Origin of the sequence: Allotamlana fucoidanivorans (assembly GCF_006265225.1) — a bacterium.
Classification (GTDB): Bacteria; Bacteroidota; Bacteroidia; order Flavobacteriales; family Flavobacteriaceae; genus Allotamlana; species Allotamlana fucoidanivorans.
In genome coordinates this window covers 13,761-34,869 of sequence record NZ_VDCS01000014.1, presented here as the reverse complement: position 1 = coordinate 34,869, position 21,109 = coordinate 13,761, and the positions used below count along the sequence as shown (strand labels likewise).

Annotated in this window: 12 protein-coding genes; all 12 read left to right on the top strand. The window is 35.9% G+C overall.

Translation table 11 applies throughout. From position 1 onward, the window contains the following. The first annotated feature begins 318 nt into the window (after positions 1-318). Positions 319-2,259, top strand: a complete 1,941-nt coding sequence (locus FGF67_RS14120) for a glycoside hydrolase family 127 protein (protein ID WP_139698414.1) — start codon at positions 319-321, stop codon at positions 2,257-2,259. Between the two features lie 12 nt (positions 2,260-2,271). Beyond that, positions 2,272-4,170, top strand: a complete 1,899-nt coding sequence (locus FGF67_RS14115) for a CRTAC1 family protein (protein ID WP_139698413.1) — start codon at positions 2,272-2,274, stop codon at positions 4,168-4,170. Positions 4,171-4,180: 10 nt separating this feature from the next. Next, positions 4,181-5,746, top strand: a complete 1,566-nt coding sequence (locus FGF67_RS14110; RefSeq protein WP_139698412.1) for an MFS transporter — start codon at positions 4,181-4,183, stop codon at positions 5,744-5,746. Positions 5,747-5,987: 241 nt separating this feature from the next. Next, a complete protein-coding gene (locus FGF67_RS14105) occupies positions 5,988-7,865 on the top strand; it encodes a CRTAC1 family protein (RefSeq protein ID WP_139698411.1) in 1,878 nt (625 codons plus the stop codon). 28 nt (positions 7,866-7,893) lie between these two features. Beyond that, complete coding sequence (locus FGF67_RS14100) at positions 7,894-10,275, top strand: beta-galactosidase (RefSeq protein WP_139698410.1); 2,382 nt, start codon at positions 7,894-7,896, stop codon at positions 10,273-10,275. 4 nt (positions 10,276-10,279) lie between these two features. Continuing rightward, a complete protein-coding gene (locus FGF67_RS14095) occupies positions 10,280-11,191 on the top strand; it encodes a family 16 glycosylhydrolase (protein ID WP_139698409.1) in 912 nt (303 codons plus the stop codon). 113 nt (positions 11,192-11,304) lie between these two features. Then, a complete protein-coding gene (locus FGF67_RS14090; RefSeq protein ID WP_139698408.1) occupies positions 11,305-12,957 on the top strand; it encodes a sulfatase in 1,653 nt (550 codons plus the stop codon). A gap of 23 nt (positions 12,958-12,980) precedes the next feature. After that, the gene (locus FGF67_RS14085) at positions 12,981-14,903 is read left to right on the top strand and encodes an FAD-dependent oxidoreductase (protein ID WP_139698407.1); all 1,923 of its coding nucleotides are present in this window, start codon (positions 12,981-12,983) and stop codon (positions 14,901-14,903) included. A gap of 62 nt (positions 14,904-14,965) precedes the next feature. Continuing rightward, on the top strand, positions 14,966-16,033 hold the full coding sequence (locus FGF67_RS14080) for a hypothetical protein (RefSeq protein WP_139698406.1): 1,068 nt from the start codon (positions 14,966-14,968) through the stop codon (positions 16,031-16,033). A 31-nt stretch (positions 16,034-16,064) separates the two neighbouring features. Beyond that, positions 16,065-17,909, top strand: a complete 1,845-nt coding sequence (locus FGF67_RS14075; RefSeq protein WP_139698405.1) for an FAD-dependent oxidoreductase — start codon at positions 16,065-16,067, stop codon at positions 17,907-17,909. 64 nt (positions 17,910-17,973) lie between these two features. Further along, positions 17,974-19,698: a sodium:solute symporter family transporter gene (locus FGF67_RS14070; protein WP_139698404.1), complete on the top strand. Its 1,725-nt coding sequence runs from the start codon at positions 17,974-17,976 to the stop codon at positions 19,696-19,698. Further along, positions 19,695-21,107, top strand: a complete 1,413-nt coding sequence (locus FGF67_RS14065) for a carbon starvation CstA family protein (RefSeq protein WP_139698403.1) — start codon at positions 19,695-19,697, stop codon at positions 21,105-21,107. The genes FGF67_RS14070 and FGF67_RS14065 overlap by 4 nt, the downstream gene beginning before the upstream one ends. Positions 21,108-21,109: the final 2 nt, after the last annotated feature.

The following is a 21,109-nucleotide window of genomic DNA, read 5'->3' as shown; positions in this document are numbered from 1 at the left end:
CATAAAAAGTTAGTTTAGTTAATAAATCGTTTTTTTAGAAATAGAAACCCGTTGTTTTTTTGGCAATGGGTTTTCTTTTTCTGATTGCAGTAAAATGATGTATATTCAAAGATAAAATTGAGTTGATACTTGGTAAAATATATCAATAAATGGAAGTGAATTTAAATTAATTTTGGTTTACTAATAATTCATGAAAAAACTCAATAGAAAGGGTTTAAAAGAAGATTTGCCAAGAAGGAAAGCAGCAAATCACTTATAAACATAGTTAAATTAAACAAACTAATTAAAATAGTTACATAATAACGAAAGAATAATAAAATGAGTACGTATAAAAAACTAAAGGAAATAAACATCGGGTCATGTAATTGGACTGGAGGTTTTTGGGCTGATAAATTCAAAAAATGTGAGGAGGTTATGGTGCCATATATGGGAAATGTTTTGTGTGGCGATGTGGGGCATGCGTTAAATAATTTTAAAATAGCAGCTGGAGAAAAAGAAGGAGAGCACAAAGGTATGTTTTGGCATGATGGTGATTTTTACAAGTTTGTTGAAGCAAAAACATGTGTATATGCGTATACAAAGAATGAAAAACTTCTTAGCGAGATTGATGAATATATTAGCATTATTGGGAAAGCACAAGAAGATGATGGATACTTACAAACTCAAATACAATTAAGCAATGATGCAGATAGGTATGAGAACCGTAAATACCATGAAATGTATAACAGTGGGCACTTATTAATAAGTGCTTGTATACATCATAAAGTAACAGGGCAAAGAAACTTCTTAGATATTGCCATAAAACATGCCGATTTGATGTATGTGATTTTTATGCCAGAGACCAAACATTATGGTCGTTTCGGGTTTAATCAAACACAAATCATGGGCTTGGTTGAGCTGTACAGAACAACAAAAGATAAGCGTTATTTAAGCTTAGCTGAAAAATTTATTAATAATAGGGGTAAATATGAAGTAAAACACGACTCTACCACAGTAGGTTATCCTATTGGCGATATGGTTCAGGAAAGAACGCCACTAAGAATTTCAGAAGAAGCGGTGGGTCATGCTGTATTAGCGTTGTATTATTATGCTGGTGCGGCCGATGTGTATTCTGAAACTGGAGAACAGGCCTTAATAGATGCTTTAGATAGATTATGGGAAAATGTTACCGATAAAAAAATGTACGTAACAGGAGCTGTGGGGCAAGCACATTATGGGGCTTCTACCAACCTTGATATGATAGAGGAAGGTTTTATTGATGAGTACATGATGCCTAACATGACTGCCTATAATGAAACTTGTGCCAATTTATGTAATGCCATGTTTAGCTACCGTATGTTAAATATTCATGGCGAATCTAAATACGCAGATATTATCGAGTTGGTATTATATAATAGTGGATTGTCGGGTATTAGCGTTGAGGGAAAAGATTATTTCTATGCCAATCCACTTAGAATGGTTAATAATACAAGAGATTATGAGGCGCATGCCGATGTTACTGAAACACCAAACAGACAGCCTTATTTAGAGTGTTTTTGTTGTCCGCCAAACTTAGTACGAACCATTGCAAAAGTATCAGGTTGGTCTTATAGTATTGCAGAAAATGGTCTGTCAGTCAATCTTTTTGGAAGCAACCAATTAGAGACACAGTTAAAAGATGGTTCAAATTTAAAACTTACTCAAGAAACCAATTACCCATGGGATGGTTTAGTAACCATAACAATTGAAGAGTGCAAATCATCTGCGTTTGATATTAAACTGAGAATACCAGGATGGACTGAAGGCGCTTCCATTCAAGTGAATGGCAAAACGTTGGATCAAGATGTGCAATCTGGTCAGTTTTCAACTATTAATCGTGTTTGGACTAAGGGAGATGTTATTACTTTAAATCTTCCAATGCCTATAAAACTTATTGAAGGGCATCCAAGAATAGAAGAAGTAAGGAATCAAATTGCAGTAAAACGAGGACCTATAGTATATTGTATAGAATCACCTGATTTACCTGAAAACACTGAGATACTTGATGTGTATTTTAATGGAGATTCAAAACTTAAGGCGGTTCATAAATCAGATTTCTTAGGTGGTGTAACTGTAATTGAAAGCGAATTGCTATTAAGAAAAGACAATAAAGCAGGCATGTATAGAAGTGTAAGTAAGCCGCAATGGGAAGCTTACCAAACACAGTTGGTGCCATACTTTGCTTGGAGCAATAGGGGGCAGGCAGAAATGACTGTTTTTATGCCAATTGTCTGGAATTAATAAATATATCTTATGAGATCAAGAAATAGATATGATGTTTTAAAGCAATTACCTTTATTGGTAATTGCTTATTTCTTTTTTTTTAACGTGTGTACTGCTCAAACCAGTACAGGTTGGTTTGTAGAGGCTAAGAAAGATTTTCCAAGACAGGAAAAAAATCTTAGAAAGTGGGATGCACCTGTGGTGGCAGACTTAGATCAAGATGGATATTTAGACCTGTTAATTAATGATCATGGTTATGGTATTCAGGTGTGCTGGAATAACAAAGGTAAGTTTGCTAAGCCCTTCGATATTATTATGGGAGATTTACATGGTGTTTCAGCAGGCGATTTTGATTTAGACGGTAACATAGAAGTTATTATGTCTCGTGGCGGTGGTTCTGGTAGTAATGCTAGAAATTCAAAGATGTATCGTGTTGTAGGAAGAGATTTTGTACCTATGAAGGATTTTAAGGAACCTTTAGCATTAATGAGAGGAAGAACCGTTCAATTTGTTGATATTAATAATGATGGTAACTTAGATCTCCTGAATTTTGCGTTCCCTGATGCTTCAAAAAAAGGGAAAAGCGAAAATTACATCTATAAGAATAACGGCCAAGGCGAGCTCGTTTTACAAGATACTTTGGCACCAAGTAAAGCAGATGGACAAAAAGTTTTAGTGACAGATTATAACGGAGATCAAGTTTTAGATCTTGTTATGTACGGTCATGGTAAGGTTAAAATATATAAAGGAGGTGACGGTTTTACCTTTGAAGATGTTACCAAAAAAGTACTGCCTTTTGATATTGATAATGTAACAGGAGTTGCCGAGATTGATTTTGATAATGATGGTGATTTTGATTTGTATTTTACCCGAGGGCATGACTTTGAAATAGGTGAAACATTCTTTAATTCAGAGACCAAAGACTTTGGGTTTTTTACTAAACGGGGTAAATTTCAGTTTGAAGATTTAGAAGCCGGAGATATTCTAAGTCTTGAAAATTTTCAATCGCAGTGGCCAAACAACGATACCTATTTTATTGGCGAAGCTTCATATGATTATGAGTTTGAAGGAGAAACACATTCAGGAAAAGACATTCGATTAGTGAATAGTAACGCACTAGGTTTTCCTGACAACACTAATTATGAAGACAAAAAAGGTTGGTATATTGGGTTTGTAGGAAATAATAGTTGGCGCATTGCTGGGTTTCTTTGGGCACCTGCAACAGGTGTTGTTCATGGTGTTAAAAATTATCCAGCCTACAATCATAAAGAAGGACTTCCTGATATGTTATTAGAAAACAAAGGAGGTAAATTTCATGATGTAACAAAAAAGGCAGGTGTGTTTTTTAACGATAATTCGAGTGCTGTGGCTATTGCAGATTTTAATAATGATGGGTTTTCAGATATTCTCGTTGTACCAAGAGGTAATTTAGTGTATAAGAATAAAGCCATCATTTTTGCTAATAGAAATGGCGAAATATTTAAAAAGCTTGAGAATCCTAATATCATGTCCCCAGAATTAGGAGCTATAGGAATGGCTGTAGAAACATTAGATTACAACAATGATGGAAACGTTGATGTTGTTGTGGGTAATGAGCGCGGTAAGTGGCATTTATTCAAAAATGTGTTATCAGTAGCAGACATAGATAATAAGTATGCCATTGTAAATATTGGATATGCGCCATCAAAAAAAGTATCAGCTTTGGGAGCTATGGTAACCATAGTATATGGAAATCAAAAACAACAAAAACGCGTAGGTTCTACAGCAGCTCAATATTCATTGAGTTTTAATAATTTAATCCATTTTGGTTTAGGTGCTGATGTGAAATCTGCAAAAATTATTGTTACTTGGTCCAACGGAGAAACTGTTGAACATAAAATAAGTAAATTTAACACCCAAATATCTGTGGGAAAAAAACGAACTAACTAAACTAAAACCTATGAGTTCATATAAAAAAAATGCGTTTACCTATTCCACCATTGTAGCTATGGGTGGCTTTCTGTTTGGATTAGATGCAGCATTAATTTCTGGAACAACTAAATTCATTTCAAAAGAATTTGCGTTATCAACTTTAGAGTTGGGCACAGTAGTAAGTGCTCCAGCATGGGGTGTATTGTTAGCCTTACTTTTTGCAGGATGGGTAAGTAATAGATTTGGAAGAAAAAGAGCTATTCAAATTATAGCCATTCTGTATATTGTTTCAGCCGTTTCTTCGGCGTTTGCACCAAGTTATGTGATGCTTGTTATAGCCAGATTTTTAGGAGGTTTGGCATTTACATCAATTTCAATGGCCTCCATGTATATAGGAGAGATTGCTCCTCAAGAATACCGAGGAAAATTAGTTTCCATGATTCAAATTAATATTGTGATAGGGCTTTCAGCTGCTTATTTTTTAAACTATTTAATTATTGATTTAGTCAGTTCAGGAGCGCCATGGGTTTCGGAATGGGGTATTGATACTAATACATGGCGTTGGATGCTTGGTACTGAAATTATTCCTGCCATACTATGGCTTGGATTATTGTTTATAGTTCCTAGAAGTCCGTCTTGGTTGATGTTTCAAGGGCGTATAGATGAAGCTAAAATAACATTAAAAAAACTTATTCCCGAAAATCAAGTAGATCAACATATTGACGATATGCAAGATAGTTTGAGCAAAAGTTCAAGCGATCATTCATTAAGAGCGCAGTTTAAAGAAATTATGGGTAAACCTATGCGGGTTACTTTAATTATTGCTCTAACCATTGCTATTGCACAACAAGCAACAGGTATTAACGCCATTCTTTTTTATGCCCAAACAGTTATTGAGCAACTAGGTATAGGAAGCGATGCCTCATTCTTGCAAGCTATTTGGATTGGTCTTACTAGTGTAGTATTTACCATTTTAGGATTACTTCTTGTAGATAAATTAGGCAGAAGGCCCTTAATTATTTATGGCATGATATGGATTGTTTTAAGTTTAGGATTGTGTTCATTCGGCTTTTACCAAGCCAGATATACCATTACTGCCGATGCTGTTTCTGAAATGAAAGAGATACCAAATGCAGAGCGTTTAAAAAAAATGGTTGATGTAGAATATAAAAGTGATGCAGAGTTTAAAAATGCACTAAAAGAAACTTTAGGTGAAGCTGATGCTCGTGATTTTTCTGGGTTGTTAATTCAAAAGTCAGCCACTATGAATGCCATGCTAATTTTCTTTGGTATTTTGAGTTTCATTGCGGCTTTTCATTTCTCTGTAGGGCCTGTTATGTGGGTGTTGTTTTCAGAAATATTCCCCATATCTATTCGAGGTATAGCCATTCCTGCTATTACGTTAATAACTAGTTTGGTTAGTATGTTAGTACAACAGTTTTTTCCATGGCAATTGGATCAATTCGGTATAAGTACTACGTTGTTGATTTATGCTATTGTAGTGGCCATAGGTCTTATAATATTATTTAAATACCTAGTAGAAACTAAAGGGTTAACTATAGAAGAAATTCAAGACAAGTTGCAATCTAAATAAGTAGCCTTCGAGAAGTTAGGTGTAGCCTATGTAATATTACAGTAGGTAAGAATAAAGAATCTAAGTCTATCAATGTATTGAAGTACATGTGTTAGGATGTGATTAATATTAATCCTTGTATTAAGAGTTGACATAAGATTATTTCCGTTATATAATTTCAACATTTGTGAAAGAGAAGAAGTTGATCTGATTTTTAAATTAATCATTTCTTTTTCATTCAATCTAAAAGCTAAATATTAAAATGAATAAGAATAACATATGTTATTTAACCTTGGCACTTTTGGCTATGTTGATGCTACCAAGTTTTATAAGTGCTCAAAATGATGATAATAATATGCCTGAATTAAGTTTTTCAGAAGACAAGGCTATTTTTCCAGGCGAGGAGCGTTCACGAAGAAAATTTGATAACGCTGTTATTGCAGATTTAGATCAAGATGGTTATATGGATATGCTGCTAACTGAACATTCAAGACGTGTTGAATTGTTTTGGAACAATAAAGGTGTTTTTGAGCGGGGAGAACCGTTTATTTTTGGGGATACCCATGGTATAGCTATTGGTGATTATAATGGCGACGGTCTGTTAGAAGTTTTGGTTCAACCAGGCGGCGGTGATGGTAAAAACCCTAGAAAACTACGAGCCTATACTGTTAATTTAGATAGAAGTGTTTCAGAAGAGAAAGAATTCAAGCATTTTAAAGCAAGCCGAGGGCGTGCGGTTAAGTTTATTGATGGCAATAATGATGGTAATTTAGGATTGCTACTAACAGCGTTTCCTCCCAAAAATCAAAACGATAAAGCCCATTTTTTATATTTAAAAGATGAAGAGCAGGAATTTAAATTTTCTAAATTTTTGCCTTATGCTGATCGTTTTAATGACCGTATGACGTATGTTGATTTCAATAACGATAACATCACCGATATGATTTTCTATGGAGGGAGTAAAGTTATAGCTGTTCAGGGAGAAGCTAATAACAAATTTACTGATGTGACCGAAACAGTACTAGGCGATTTAACAAACACTAATTTGACCACGAGTGTTTCAGAAATCGATTTTGATAATGATGCTGATTTCGATTTGTTTTTAACACGATCAAAACATGCTTTTGATGCTGAAAGTGATTATGATACCGAGAACAAAAGATTTTACTTCTTTGCACGTCGTGAACCGTTTAAACACGATAGTATAAAAATTAAGGGTGATTTTAAAATTGAAAACCTACAAATGGCCTTTCCTCATTTTGATGTGTTTATTGGAGCCAAAAAGAAATTGTTTAAGCGTAAATTAGACAAGCATGGGCATCAAGATTTTACTTTAACTCAAAAAGAAGCCGAAGGTTGGCCAGAAGATACCTCTAAAAAAGGATTGTATATAGGTTATTTGGGAAATGATTATTGGCGTATAGAAGGTTTTACAAATGCGCCAACATCAGGAGTGATACATAACGTGGTAGAAAAACCAGAAACAATTGAGTTGAAGAATTTACCCGCTAAATTATTGGAAAATCAAAACGGTACTTTTGTGGATGTAACTGCAAAACTGGGTATTGATATTTCTGAGCAAACCACCAGTTCTGCAGTGGGTGATTTTAATAATGATGGCTGGTCTGATCTATACATTGTGCGTTACGGTCATTCTGCGTCACAAATTGAACAATTCTTATATCTCAATGATGAAGGAAAGCAATTCAAAAGAATTGAAGGTCATGGTATTGTTAGAGAAGAAGTCGGTTCAACGGGTATGGGAGCTGATGCGTTTGATTACGACAAGGATGGCGATTTAGATATTATTTATGCTAACGAACGTGGCCGCTGGCACTTGTTTACAAACCATTTAAAATCAGATAATAATTATGTGGTGGTAAACGTAGGCAACTCGCCTTCAGGAAAAGTAACTCCTATTGGTGCTATATTAACGTTAAAAGCGGGCGGTAATATCTATAAACGTGTGGTTGGTGCTACATCGTCCTATTTTTCACATCCTTTAAACACCAATCTTCATATAGGTCTTGGCACATCTACTAAAATTGACGAGGCCGAAGTGTTATGGAGTAATGGTGAAAAGCAATCATTAGATATCGTAAAATTAAATACCACCTATAACGTAGGGAAGTCTAATTAAATTATAGTAAATTAAATACTAATAAAAAATGAAATCAGTATTAGCAAAGTCGTTCTTATACCTGTCAGTTTTCCTTTTATTGGCTGCTTGTAAACAGGAAAGTAAAGTATTATCTCTTGAAGAGGAAGCAAGAGAAAAGATAGAAACCTTAAAATCCTTAATGGAAGATGCGCAGTCTAAATCTATTGATGTCACTAGAGAAGAGACCATAATTTGGTTTTCAGAGCAATTTTTAAAGTTTGCCAATTGGGATGAAGCAAATCCAGAAGCCATTGCCATGGCATTTGGTTACGAAAGATATTATGCGGACAATAAAGACTCATTAGCAGCCAAGTTACCAGATTTTGAACGACAAAAGGTGATTCAAATTTTAGATAAAGGTATTGAAACATTAAATCAAGAACTGGCGGGAGACATTAAGCGTCGTCCTGTTAATAAGGTAGATTGGCAAAATACCAAAGCGGGTAATAATATGTTTGTGAGCAATGGTAAACCATCTTTTCCCTATGATTACTTTTCAAAAACAGTAGGGCAACCACTAACCAATAAAGATATTTATAATGATCACTTAGGGGCGTTATACCACGGAGGTGAGAATTTATACCCTGTTGACCATGATCGCGCGATCAATTCATTTCTATTGAAAGAGGATGGTACTTTCGATGAAGAGTTAATGAAAGAGCTAACAGGCATTCCCGACACCAATATTGGGTTCTTAATCTATTGGTCTATGGGTATACCAGAGTGGGTAGAAAAGAAAGAACCTGAGATTCGTAAAGGACGTTCTTTATTTACGGGATTTGATATTGACAACCCCGTAGCACGCGATTTATGGGGTAAAATCATACGCCGTACAGGTGAGCTTACAAAAGGTAAAAAGGTTACAGAATTAGGCTATATTTTTGCTAACGAACCACATTGGTATTCTGAAAAGAATCATTGGACCTATCGTTTTAAAGAAATGAATGGTATTTCATCATATACTTTGAACAATTTCAGAAATTGGTTAAAAAACAAATACAATAACAATATTCAAAAGCTAAATGCCAACTGGGATTCGTCATTTAAAAGTTTCAATGGTGTAGAAATAGAAATTCCAATTGATACGGCGCTTCAAGGTAAACCTATTTGGTATGACTGGAACCGTTACCACATGGATAGAAGTACGTCTTGGTTTAAATTTATGCAAGATGAATTACATGCTGTTAATCCTGATGCTAATACTCATATTAAACTATTTCCAAGAACATTCTATGAAGATTCTCGTTCACACGGTATGGACTTTGAAGCTTTAACTGAATTGACAACAATGATTGGTCATGATGCAAAAGCTTTAGGAAGCCCAAGTATTAGGCCTCATATTAATTCAGATTGGTATAAAAATTATGCTTATAAATGGGATGGTATGGCTATTCTACACGATTTTTTAGAGTCGGTAGGCCCTGATAAAATTAATGTAAACTCTGAATCTCATTTCCTTTCTTCAGGTATGTGGAGAGATTTAGATTCGCGTACAAGTTATGTTCGCAATGTGTACTGGTTGGCAACTTTAATGGGCATGGATGCTAACATGGGCTGGTTTTGGGCGCGTGACCCAGATGGTTCTCCAGAAGACCGTCTAGAAGGTGAATTAGATTTCTTTGATCCTGGTTTAGGAGGTGCTTATGCAGGTTCTAACAATATGCAGCCACATATAACTAATGAAGTGACTCAAGTAATGTATGATTTAAATAGTTTTTCAGAAGAAATTGTAGCCTTAAGAAAACAACCACGCCCGTTACGTTTATTCTATTCGGAGACCTCGGCTATCAATACGTCAGATTATATGACACAAACTGGTAAATTATACAAATCTCTGTTTTTTGAAGGGTTATCCTTAGGTTTTGTAACCAAAAATATTATTGAAAAACAAGATAATAGTACATGGAATACCGTTGTAGTTTATAAAACAAAATATATAACGGATGCTGAATTTAATGCATTGCAATCGTATTTAAATAATGGCGGCACTGTAATTATTGATTCAGAAGAAAGTTTGTCTATGAACGAGTACGGTAAAAAACGTAGCAATAAGTTAACGGCAGGCAAAGGCAAACTAATGGAGATGAAGAATGTTGATATGGCAGAAATTAAAAAAGTAGCTTTAGAAGAGGTGGCTGATTATATGCCTGATGTTATCATTGAATCAAACAATGGAAAAGATTATAAAACAACCATTTCACGCGTGGTTAAACAGGAAGATGGAACCTACCTAGTAAATTTACTTAATGTAGGGCATGACACTGCAAAGATTAGGCTGTCATTGAAGTCTGGAACCCCTGTCACTATTCATGATTTGATGACGGAAAACCCTGTTGATGCTGAATTTGATTTAGCGTCAGAAGAGGTGCTATTGCTAAAAGTTAAGTAATGCCATGAATAAACTGATAGCCCTATTAGTTTTAGTGGTATTTGTTCCAGTGCATGGGCAAGTACCTGTTAAAACTTCAAATCCTAGTGACTCATGGCAATTGGTTAAGAGTTTGTCTGATGAGTTTGATGGAGCCAAGTTAGATTGGGGTAAATGGTACAAAGAGGATAAGTTGCCTAATACTACAGGTTGGAAATGGAATAATAATGCCAATGCTAAAATTGAGAATGGTGTAGCAGCTTTAACAATGCAGCATAATGCGGATAATGAATCTGATGATGGCACGTATTTTAAATCAGGAATTTTAAAATCGAAAGCCACTTTCACAACGGGCTATGTAGAAGCAAGAATAAAAGGGGCGGCAATAGCGGTTTCTGGACCTAAAAATGGTTATGGCGTTTGTCCTTCGTTTTGGCTTTACAGTGATTTTGATAGAGACGTGGCTGATGGAGAAGTGATTTACTGCGAAATTGATGTTGTAGAATTACAACAATTCGATTGGCATAAAGGACATCAAGATGACATTATGGATTCAGATCACAACCTTCATTTGGTTAAGAAAGAAAACGGAAAAGGCGTTTGGTATAGACCCAAAAAGTATCCAGAGGCCCAATTAAATAAGTTTAGGTTATCTGATGATCCTAGTAAAAACTATCATATTTACGGTTGTGAAGTCAATGAAAAAGAGATTATTTGGTATGTTGATGGCGAAAAAATAGGAAGTAAACCCAATACTTATTGGTATAGACCAATGCATGTTACAGCTTCTTTGGGCTTACGCAGACCCTTTGTGAAATTCTCTAATAATGCTAATAGGGCTGTAAATCCTCTGGTTGATGAAGAAGCCAAAAAACAATTGAAAGGCATGCCTACAACCATGTATGTTGATTATATTCGGGTTTGGAAGAAAAAGTAATCAACAAATTCTATTAAATACAGGTAATATATTACAAAGGTTAGATAAATGTGAGCATGTGAAATTTCTGGTTATTGACGAATTTTAAAGTCAATATTGAATCCATTTATCTAATGAGCACTACCCAAGTTATATGTATTGTTTTTGTCTTATGTTTTAGCTGTAAAAATTTTGAAGAGCCCATAATTCAACAATCGAAGCAACCAAATATTTTATTCATTGGCATAGATGATTTGCGCCCTGAATTGGGGTCTTATGGTTCAGAGATAGCAATGTCTCCTAATATGGATAAATTGGCAAGTCAGGGGTTACAGTTTAATCGTGCCTACTGCCAACAAGCTATTTGTGGCCCTTCGAGAGCAAGTTTGTTAACTGGAATTCGTCCAGAATCCAGTGGTGTATTTCATAACTATATAAAGTTTAGAGAGGTTAACCCAGATGTAATAACACTGCCACAGCATTTTAAAAATAATGGATATGAAACGGTTTATATGGGAAAAATTTTTCATCACGGTGATTTAGATGATGAAAAATCTTGGAGCCGATTACCTGCTGTTGATAGCATGACCCTTAGAGGTATTAAAGAACCTGTGGGGTTTGCTTTAGAAAAAAACATTAAGGAGCGGAATGAAACGCGAAAAGCCATGATTAAAAAATATGGTGATGTGGCTAAATATGGATTAGCTATGGGGCAAGCTTATGAATGTGCTGACGTTCCTGATAATACCTATAGTGATGGATATAACACCGAGCTGGCTATTGCAACCTTGAAAGAGTTAGTGGCAAAAAATGATAAACCTTTCTTTTTGGGGTTGGGTTTTAATAAGCCTCACCTTAATTGGGTAGCTCCAAAAAAGTATTGGGATTTATATGATAGGTCTCATATAAAAATCACACCACAAGATACCATGCCATTAAATGGTTCTCAAATGGGCTTACATCCTTCTTTTGAGTTGCGCGTACGGAGTGGTATTCCTAAAAAAGGCCCCATAGATCATGAACTGGCTATTACATTAAAGCATGCTTATTTGGCTTGTGTTAGCTATGTTGATGCTCAAATAGGTAAAATGATTGAAGCATTGGATGAGGCAGGTGTAAGAGATAATACTATCATTATTTTGTGGAGTGATCATGGTTGGCATTTAGGCGATATGGGCATTTGGGGTAAAGCCACAAATTATGAAATTGCTACACGTGTGCCTATGATGATCTGGATACCCAATATGCCAAAAAACACGCAAGGTAAAGCCACAAATGCTTTAGTAGAGTTAATAGATATGTATCCAACACTTGCTGATTTAACAGGTTTAGAAATACCAGATCATGTGGAAGGAACAAGCTTTAAAGCATTAATTGAAAATCCAGAAATAGCATGGAAAAATGCTGTGTTTAGTCAATTTCCATCACCGGCATTAAGGGAGTGGGGAGCTTTTCCTATAAGACCTGCAATGCGAGAAACGTACTTCGGACCATTACTTGAGGAAGTGGAAGAACGCATTATAGCACAGCAAGGCAAAAAATGGGATAGAAATCTTTTTGAAAATGACTTAATGGGCTATGCCATGCGTACAGAGAACTATAGGTTTATAGTATGGAAAGATAGAATACATCCAGATAAAGCTCCCGTTTATTTAGAACTGTATAATCATTTGAAAGACCCTCACGAGTCTAAAAATATTGCCGATGAAGAACCAGAATTAGTAAATAAATTACTGGTTGAATTTAACAAAGGCTGGAAAGGACACACACCTGAAATAGTACAATAACACCCACTAAACGAATAAGAACCATGAAAAGAAGAGAGTTTTTTAAAAAAGGATCAAAAGCAGCAATTGCTGCTGGAGTTATACCAATGGTAACCACATCTTGTGGAAGTTCACAAAGTATGGCTTATGACAAGGATAAAGATAAATGGTATCACTTAGGAACTGGAAAATCAGGCATGCCTAATAGAAAAGAAACGGTGGGATTTGATGTGGCTGTTATAGGTGGAGGCGCAGCAGGAATTTGTGCGGCTGTAGCAGCAGCCAGAAACGGCTCTAAAACAGTTTTAGTACAAGATAGACCTGTTTTGGGTGGAAATGCGTCTAGTGAAATGCGGGTGCATTTAAATGGTGTAAATAATATTAAGGGCAAAGCAGAACGTGAAACAGGTATAATAGAAGAAATACTGTTGCATAATCGATTTGAAAATGAACAAGAATCGTTTCCTGTATTTGATCATGTTATGTATGATTTTGTGGTACGCGAACCAAACTTAACTTTAATGCTCAATACACAAGCTATTGAGGCCGTAATGGAGGGGAATACTATTAAATCGGCATTATGCTGGCAGGCTACAACTGAAAAATTAATTACTATTAATGCGCCCATTTTTATTGATTGTTCAGGGGATGGCTTGTTGGCAGCTACGGCTGGTGCAGAATACAGAACAGGTCGTGAAGGGAAAGCTGAATTTAATGAAACTTATGCGCCAGATGAACCCGATGGATGGCAAATGGGAGCTACCTTGTTAATGTCCTCTAAAGATATGGGAAGACCTATGAAATATTCTCCGCCATCATATGCCATTAAGTATTCGCATGAAGGCGCTAGCCCTCGACGAAAATTTGCAGGATTTCAAGATGGTATCTGGTGGATTGAAATAGGAAGTGATGATGATATCATTGCCGATGCAGAAAAAAATCGACATAAGCTTATGGGATATTTGCATGGTGTTTGGGATTATATAAAAAATTCAGGTCATTTTCCAGAAGCGGAAAATCTTGCATTAGATTGGGTAGGTTCATTGCCTGCACGTCGTGAATCGCGCAGATTTATTGGAGATTATATCATGTCTGAAAAAGATATGACAGGGCATAAACATTTTGAGGATGCCGTGGCTTTTGGAGGTTGGTCTTTAGATGAACACAATCCAGGAGGTATTGAAAATATTTCAGAACCTCCTAGTTATTTTCACTATCATTTTGAAAAGATTTATGAGTTCCCATTTAGAAGTTTGTACTCTAAGAACATTTCAAATTTAATGTTTGCTGGTAGAAATGTGAGTCAAACGCACATTGCATTATCATCATCAAGAATCATGGCAACCTGTGCGCTTCAAGGGCAAGCCGTGGGTACTGCCGCAAGTATTTGCAATAAGAACCGTATTTTACCTCGTGAAGTAGCGCAGAAACATATCAATGCATTACAAGAGCAGTTACTAAGAGACGATGCTTTTATACCCAATAGACCTGCGAAAGACCCGTTGGATTTAGCAAGACAGGCGAGCCTCATATTTGCGTCAACTACCACGACAGGTGATGTTAAAAATTTAACCAATGGTATGTCTAGAGATATTGATAGTACTATTAATCATTGGCAATCAGAAGGGTTGGGGGCACATGTTCAATTAGAATGGGAAACCCCTGTTAATTTAACAAAGGTTGAATTAAAATGCGATACTAATGTGAAGCGAAACATTATGATGCGAAAAGATAGTAAAAATGACGATTTATATGGCAATAGTGTGCCAAAAGAGATGTTAAAATCGTTACAACTTCAAGGACGTGTTGATGGTGCTTGGGTTAATCTTGGAGAAATTTCTGAAAACAAAACACGGCTTATTAAGTTTAGTTTTAATTCTACAAAAGTATCTGCAATCAAAATAAACATGACTGCTACTTACGGTGCAAAAAACGTAAAACTTTTTGAAGTACGTTGTTATGCTTAACTATGCTTAAATCTTTAAAAACATACGGGTGGTTAATACTCTCTTTTTTATTGTTAAGCAATATGAAGAGTCATCAAAATACATTTAAGACTATTAATCATGAGGTAGTTATTAAACACCCAGGAGAAGAAGATTCTGTTAGAGCTATTTTAACTGAAAGGCAAAATGAGGCGGGATTACCTGTTGGGTATAGCATGAATGTGTTTTCGGTTATTTGTTTAGAAGAGGTGTGTAAAATAATACCCGTTAAGCTGTTTTGGAATAATATTGGAGTATATGAAAGGTATGAGCTGGAGGCTGGAAAAACCTTAGAAAAGTATGAAGCAGATCTATTTGAACCTCAAGATTATGAAAAACTAAACTATATTTTGGCCGATGACAATTCGCCTTTTAAAGATGTTTACTATGATGACATTTTAACTGCTCCAGATGAACATGGTGAAGAAGGAGTTGATGCCCTTTCTGGTGCAACAGCGTTAGAACTTGACGACAAAGATACGGTACGTGGTGCGGCCTTAACCTGTTTTACTTTATGGCATTGGGCTAATGGAGAAGTGGTGTCTATAATAAAAAATCAGACAGGGAAATCGGTTTCTTTAGAACAGTTGAAAATGTTTATTCTAAATGAGAATAACACCTATTTTCATATCGCTTTAAAAGAATTAATCAATAGAAACATCTATTCAAAAGAAGTTCTAAATACGGTAATAAAAAAAGTTTTAAAAACCCCTTCTTTGACAAATTCAGCATTCAAATATGTAGATAAGGCTCTTCAAGAAAATTATTTCTACGCTGTAAATCGTTTATTTTTTGAAGGGGGTAAAATACATAGGTTAGCCGCAATAAAATCTTTAGTAGATACCGACTATAGTATTGAAAAAGCATACTTAGATAATTTTGGTAAGCAATTAACACAAGTAGATTCTTATCAAGAAGTGGCAGCACTATTAGATTTATTGGAACTTAAAAATAAAAATTCAGCGTCTGTTATTGAAACAGCAATACAACTCTTAGATGAAGATTTTTTAAAAGCGAGAAAGGCGTATTGGGTTTTAAAAACCAAATCACTAACCCCAACACAGCAAGCAAGGGTAGATAAATTTTATGAGAAATATCAAAGTCGTTTGTAATCTTTTTTTAAACTAACACAACTTAATTTATATGAAACACATAGTTGATCTTACCGATCGTTCTTCTGACAATTGGATACAAATGGGAAGTGACGAAAAGCGCACGCCCAAAAGAGATAAAGCAATAATCACGCAGGTTGTTGTAATAGGAGGAGGAATGGCAGGAATTTGTGCAGCTGTTGCGGCGGCTAGAAATGGATCTCGTGTGGTTTTAGTTCAAGACCGTCCTGTATTAGGCGGCAACGCCTCTAGTGAAATACGTGTTATAGTACATGGTGTTACCAAGCTTAAGAGCGGCTTGCCTGAACGAGAAACAGGTATTTTAGAAGAAATTTTATTACTGAACCGTTTTTATAACGAACAACATTCATTTACTGTTTGGGATCATGTATTGTATGATTTTGTTACACGGGAGCCCAATATCACCTTGATTTTAAATACACAATGTGTTCGTGCCATAACGGTTGATTCTACCATAGAATCCGTTTTATGCTGGCAATTATCTACAGAAACGTTGTTAACTATTCAAGGAGAACAGGTTATTGATTGTTCTGGTGATGGCCTAATGGCTGCAACTGCTGGAGCAATTTATAGAACAGGAAGAGAAGGAAAAGAAGAGTTTAACGAAAAATATGCGCCTGATGAACCAGACGGATGGCAAATGGGAGCTACAATTCTTTTATCTTCAAAAGATATGGGAAAACCTATGCCCTATAAAGCCCCGCCATTTTCTATTAAGTTTGATGCTGATAAAACACATCCAGACCGAAAAATAATTCCATTTGTTGAAGGATTTTGGTGGGTAGAAGTAGGTAGTAATGACGATATAATTGCTGATGCAGAAGTTGATATGCATCGATTAATGGGCTTTGCTTATGGCGTTTGGGATTATGTTAAAAACTCAGGAAAGTTTCCTGAAGCTGATACTTTTGTTTTAGATTGGGTTGGGTCTTTACCAGGAAGACGAGAATCTCGTCGCTTCATGGGCGATTATATACTTTCTGAACCAGATCAAATAAATCATAAAATACATGAAGATGCGGTAGCCTTTGGTGGTTGGCCTTTAGATGAACATAATCCTGGAGGTATAGAAAATTTGGCTGAGCCCCCAAGTTTTTGGCATGAGCATTTTGAAAAAGTTTATCAAATTCCATTTAAATCCTTGTACTCTAAAAATATTACTAACCTGCTTTTTGCTGGTAGAAATGTAAGTCAAACCCATGTAGCTTTATCCTCATCCCGTGTTATGGGAACTTGCGCGGTTATGGGGCAAGCGGTTGGTACTGCTGCTGCGCTTTGTATCAAAAAGAATGTAAATCCAAGAACTATTGCCAATCAGCATATTGTGGAGTTACAAGAACAGCTATTAAGAGATGATGCCTACATCCCCGAAAGACCCGCTAATGATGCTTTAGATTTGGCCAAAACGGCTGATAAAATTTATGCATCATCTATATCGTCTGGAGATGTAAACTTGCTAGTTGATGGCGTACCTCGAGATGAATTAGGAGAAACACATCACTGGCAATCAAATGGTTTAAACGCTGAAGTGGTTTTTGAGTGGCATAACCCTATTGCCTTAAAATCTGTTGAGATTAAGTGCGATACAAATGTTAAAAAGAACATCATGATGCTAAAAAACACCAGAGAAAATCAAGCTTATACTACAATAATTCCTCCCGAACTTTTAAAGTCTGTAAGTCTAGAGTTAAAAATAGATGGGGAATGGGTGGATTATGGTACTCAAGATAACAATCAAAAAAGATTGATAAAATTCAATTTTGAACAAGTGGAAATAACCGCCTTTAGAATTACATGTCATGAGACCTATGGAGCTAAAAACGTAAAGCTTTTTGAAGTGCGTTGTTATAATTAATAGGCAAACTAACTAACTAACTAACTAACTAACTAACTAACTAACTAACTAAACTTAAACTAAAATGCAAACGGCCGACTATGTAGTCATTATTCTATATATGCTAGGAGTAGTAACGGCAGGAATGATTCTTGCTAGTAAAATGAAAAACTCTAAAGATATGTTCGCAGCAGGCGGGCAATCCCCTTGGTGGGTATCTGGATTATCTGGCTTTATGACAATTTTTTCAGCAGGTACATTTGTTGTTTGGGGAGGTATAGCGTATCAATATGGTTTTGTTGCTGTAGCCATAAATATGTGTTATGGTATTGCCGCACTTCTGGTAGGGTACTTTTTAGCAGGTTATTGGCGTAAGCTTGGTGTAAATTCAGCTTCCGAGTTTTTACAATTGCGCTTTGGTGGTTCTATTGTGCAATTTTACACATGGTTTCAAGGTACCTTTGGTATATTTGCGGTTGGAGGGGCTATATATGCACTTTCAAAAATTGTTTGCGCTTTGATGCCATTGCCTGAAGGCCATTTATTGGTTGATCCTGAAACGGGATTACTTTCTGTGCCATTTACATCGGTGGTTTTATGTTTAATTGTTATTGTAATCACCTTTTCTGGTGGACTTTGGGCCGTTTTAGTGACAGACGTGCTACAGTTTGTAATTCTTGTTATTTCGGTCATTTTTGTAGTTCCTTTAATTTTATCTAAAGCAGGTGGGTGGAGTGCTTTTCTTGATAAGGCTCCCGAAGGCTTTTTATCTCCTGTAGCATCCGATTTTACATGGTGGTTTTTAGCAGGGTGGGTTATAATTCACTTCTTTAAAATAGGAGGCGAGTGGGCATTTGTACAGCGTTATACATGTGTACCAAGTCCTAAGGATGCTAAAAAGGCAGCTTACATTTTTGGTGCTATGTATTTAATCAGTCCTATTTTTTGGATGCTTCCTGCATTGGTGTATAGAACTATTCAACCTGGGCAAGATGTAGAGCAGGCCTATATTTTGGCTTGCAACTTAGTACTTCCTGCTGGTATGATGGGATTAATGATAGCTGCAATGGCCTCGGCTACAGCCAGTGCGGCTACATCTCAACTCAATGTATTTGCGGGCGCCTTTACCACAGAGGTGTATCAAAGAATGTTTAATAAAAACGCCAGTGAAAAACAACTGGTTTTTGTTGGCCGAATTTTCACCATTTTATTAGGGGGTATTGTTATTGCAGGAGCTTTGCTTATCCCTAGATATGGGTATGCGCGATTTATAATTGATTTAACCACATTACTCACAGGTCCATTAGTGTTACCTACTATTTGGGGATTATTTTCAAAGAAAATAGGAATAAAAGCTGTGTGGGGAACCACAATGATAGGTTTTTTAGCGGCCGCAGTGGTTAAGTTTGGATTGACTCAGGATGGTTTTCTATCAAGTTTTGAAATATTACAACCAATTTCTAAATGGGTAGTTAGTAACATGAGAATAGCAGATTTAACGGTTGGAATTTTAGTTCCGTTAATTATTCTCATTATTTTAGAATTTACAATAAAAGAGACCAATCCAAAAAGCATAAGTGTTCAAAAATCTAAAGATAAATTTCAAGCCTTAGAGGTTGTAGAGTCTTCTAGTTTGCCTACCAAGATGGTTATGTATACGTTGGCAATCATAGGATTTATGATGCTTATTTTAGCATTCATTAATACCACAGAAATGAAAGTATTGCTCATTTTTTCATGCCTGCTTTTTGGGTTATCGGTAGCAACTTTTTTTCTGTTAAAAAGAAAACTTAAGCAAGATAAATTATGATTAGTTTTATTACAAGTATACTGGTTTTAGTATTAGGCTATTTTATATATGGCAACTATATAGAGCGCAAATTTAATGCGGACCCAAACAGAGTTACACCAGCTATATCAAAGGAGGATGGTGTTGATTTTGTACCATTACCGTTAGGAAAAATTTTTTTGATTCAGTTTTTAAATATTGCTGGTCTTGGACCTATTTTTGGAGCCATTGCAGGAGCCCTATGGGGACCCGTAGCTTTTTTATGGATTGTCTTCGGATCTATTTTTGCTGGTGCCGTCCATGATTATTTTTCAGGAATGTTGTCTATAAGACATGGCGGTGAAAGTATACCCGAAATTGTAGGGCAGTACCTTGGAAAAGGAATAAAATACTTCATGCGTATCTTCTCTGTAGTGTTATTAATTTTAGTTGGGGTTGTTTTTGTGAAAGGACCAGCTACTATACTGCAGGAGCTAACAGGTGTGAGTGGTACAATTTTAGTTCTAGTTATTTTTGTGTACTATTTATTAGCCACTCTTATTCCAATTGATAAACTTATAGGAAAAATATATCCGCTGTTTGGTTTCTCTCTTTTGATCATGGCTTTAGGGTTGTTTTTTGCGCTGCTTTTTCAGGAATATACCATACCAGAATTGACAATTCAAAATTTAAGAAATCTACACGCAGATCCAGAAACCTATCCTGTTTTTCCACTACTTTTTATCACAATAGCCTGTGGTGCTATTTCAGGATTTCATTCTACACAATCGCCTTTAATGGCACGATGTGTTTCTAATGAGTTGCAAGGAAAAAAGGTTTTTTTTGGTGCTATGATTACAGAAGGCATTGTAGCCTTAGTTTGGGCGGCTATTGCTATGTCATTTTTTGGAGGTGTTGAAGCACTAGGAAAAACTATGGCCGAAGAAGGTCACAATGCAGCTTGGGTAGTCAATATAATATGTAATACTACTCTGGGGAAAATAGGTGGTATATTGGCAATTTTTGGTGTCGTGGCCGCACCTATTACATCGGGAGATACTGCCTTTAGAAGTGCGCGATTAACCATTGCAGATTCTTTTGGTTTTAACCAATCTATAATATGGAAGCGTTTCTTAGTTACCATTCCAATCTTTATAATAGCATTTGGCTTAACTCAAATAGATTTTGCTATTATTTGGCGTTACTTTGGGTGGTCTAATCAAATGCTTGCTACTGTTGTACTTTGGGCTATAGCAGTTTATGTAAAGCAAGAAGGAAAAACAGTTTGGTTTATTTTAATGCCTTCAGCATTTATGACAGCAGTTGTGATTACCTATATTTTGGTTGCTCCTGAAGGTTTTAGGCTTCCTTATAAATGGTCGTGTTTAGTGGGTATATTGGTTGCGTTAGTTTTATCGTTATGGTTTTTACGTTTTAAGTATAAAAGTTAGTT

Bases quoted from the DNA above. Each gene is read 5' to 3' on its own strand.
- FGF67_RS14115 (WP_139698413.1), top strand. From the start codon at position 2,272: ATGAGATCAAGAAATAGATATGATGTTTTAAAGCAATTACCTTTATTG.
- FGF67_RS14105 (WP_139698411.1), top strand. From the start codon at position 5,988: ATGAATAAGAATAACATATGTTATTTAACCTTGGCACTTTTGGCTATG.
- FGF67_RS14095 (WP_139698409.1), top strand. From the start codon at position 10,280: ATGAATAAACTGATAGCCCTATTAGTTTTAGTGGTATTTGTTCCAGTG.
- FGF67_RS14085 (WP_139698407.1), top strand. From the start codon at position 12,981: ATGAAAAGAAGAGAGTTTTTTAAAAAAGGATCAAAAGCAGCAATTGCT.
- FGF67_RS14120 (WP_139698414.1), top strand. From the start codon at position 319: ATGAGTACGTATAAAAAACTAAAGGAAATAAACATCGGGTCATGTAAT.
- FGF67_RS14100 (WP_139698410.1), top strand. From the start codon at position 7,894: ATGAAATCAGTATTAGCAAAGTCGTTCTTATACCTGTCAGTTTTCCTT.
- FGF67_RS14070 (WP_139698404.1), top strand. From the start codon at position 17,974: ATGCAAACGGCCGACTATGTAGTCATTATTCTATATATGCTAGGAGTA.
- FGF67_RS14090 (WP_139698408.1), top strand. From the start codon at position 11,305: ATGAGCACTACCCAAGTTATATGTATTGTTTTTGTCTTATGTTTTAGC.
- FGF67_RS14075 (WP_139698405.1), top strand. From the start codon at position 16,065: ATGAAACACATAGTTGATCTTACCGATCGTTCTTCTGACAATTGGATA.
- FGF67_RS14080 (WP_139698406.1), top strand. From the start codon at position 14,966: ATGAAGAGTCATCAAAATACATTTAAGACTATTAATCATGAGGTAGTT.
- FGF67_RS14065 (WP_139698403.1), top strand. From the start codon at position 19,695: ATGATTAGTTTTATTACAAGTATACTGGTTTTAGTATTAGGCTATTTT.
- FGF67_RS14110 (WP_139698412.1), top strand. From the start codon at position 4,181: ATGAGTTCATATAAAAAAAATGCGTTTACCTATTCCACCATTGTAGCT.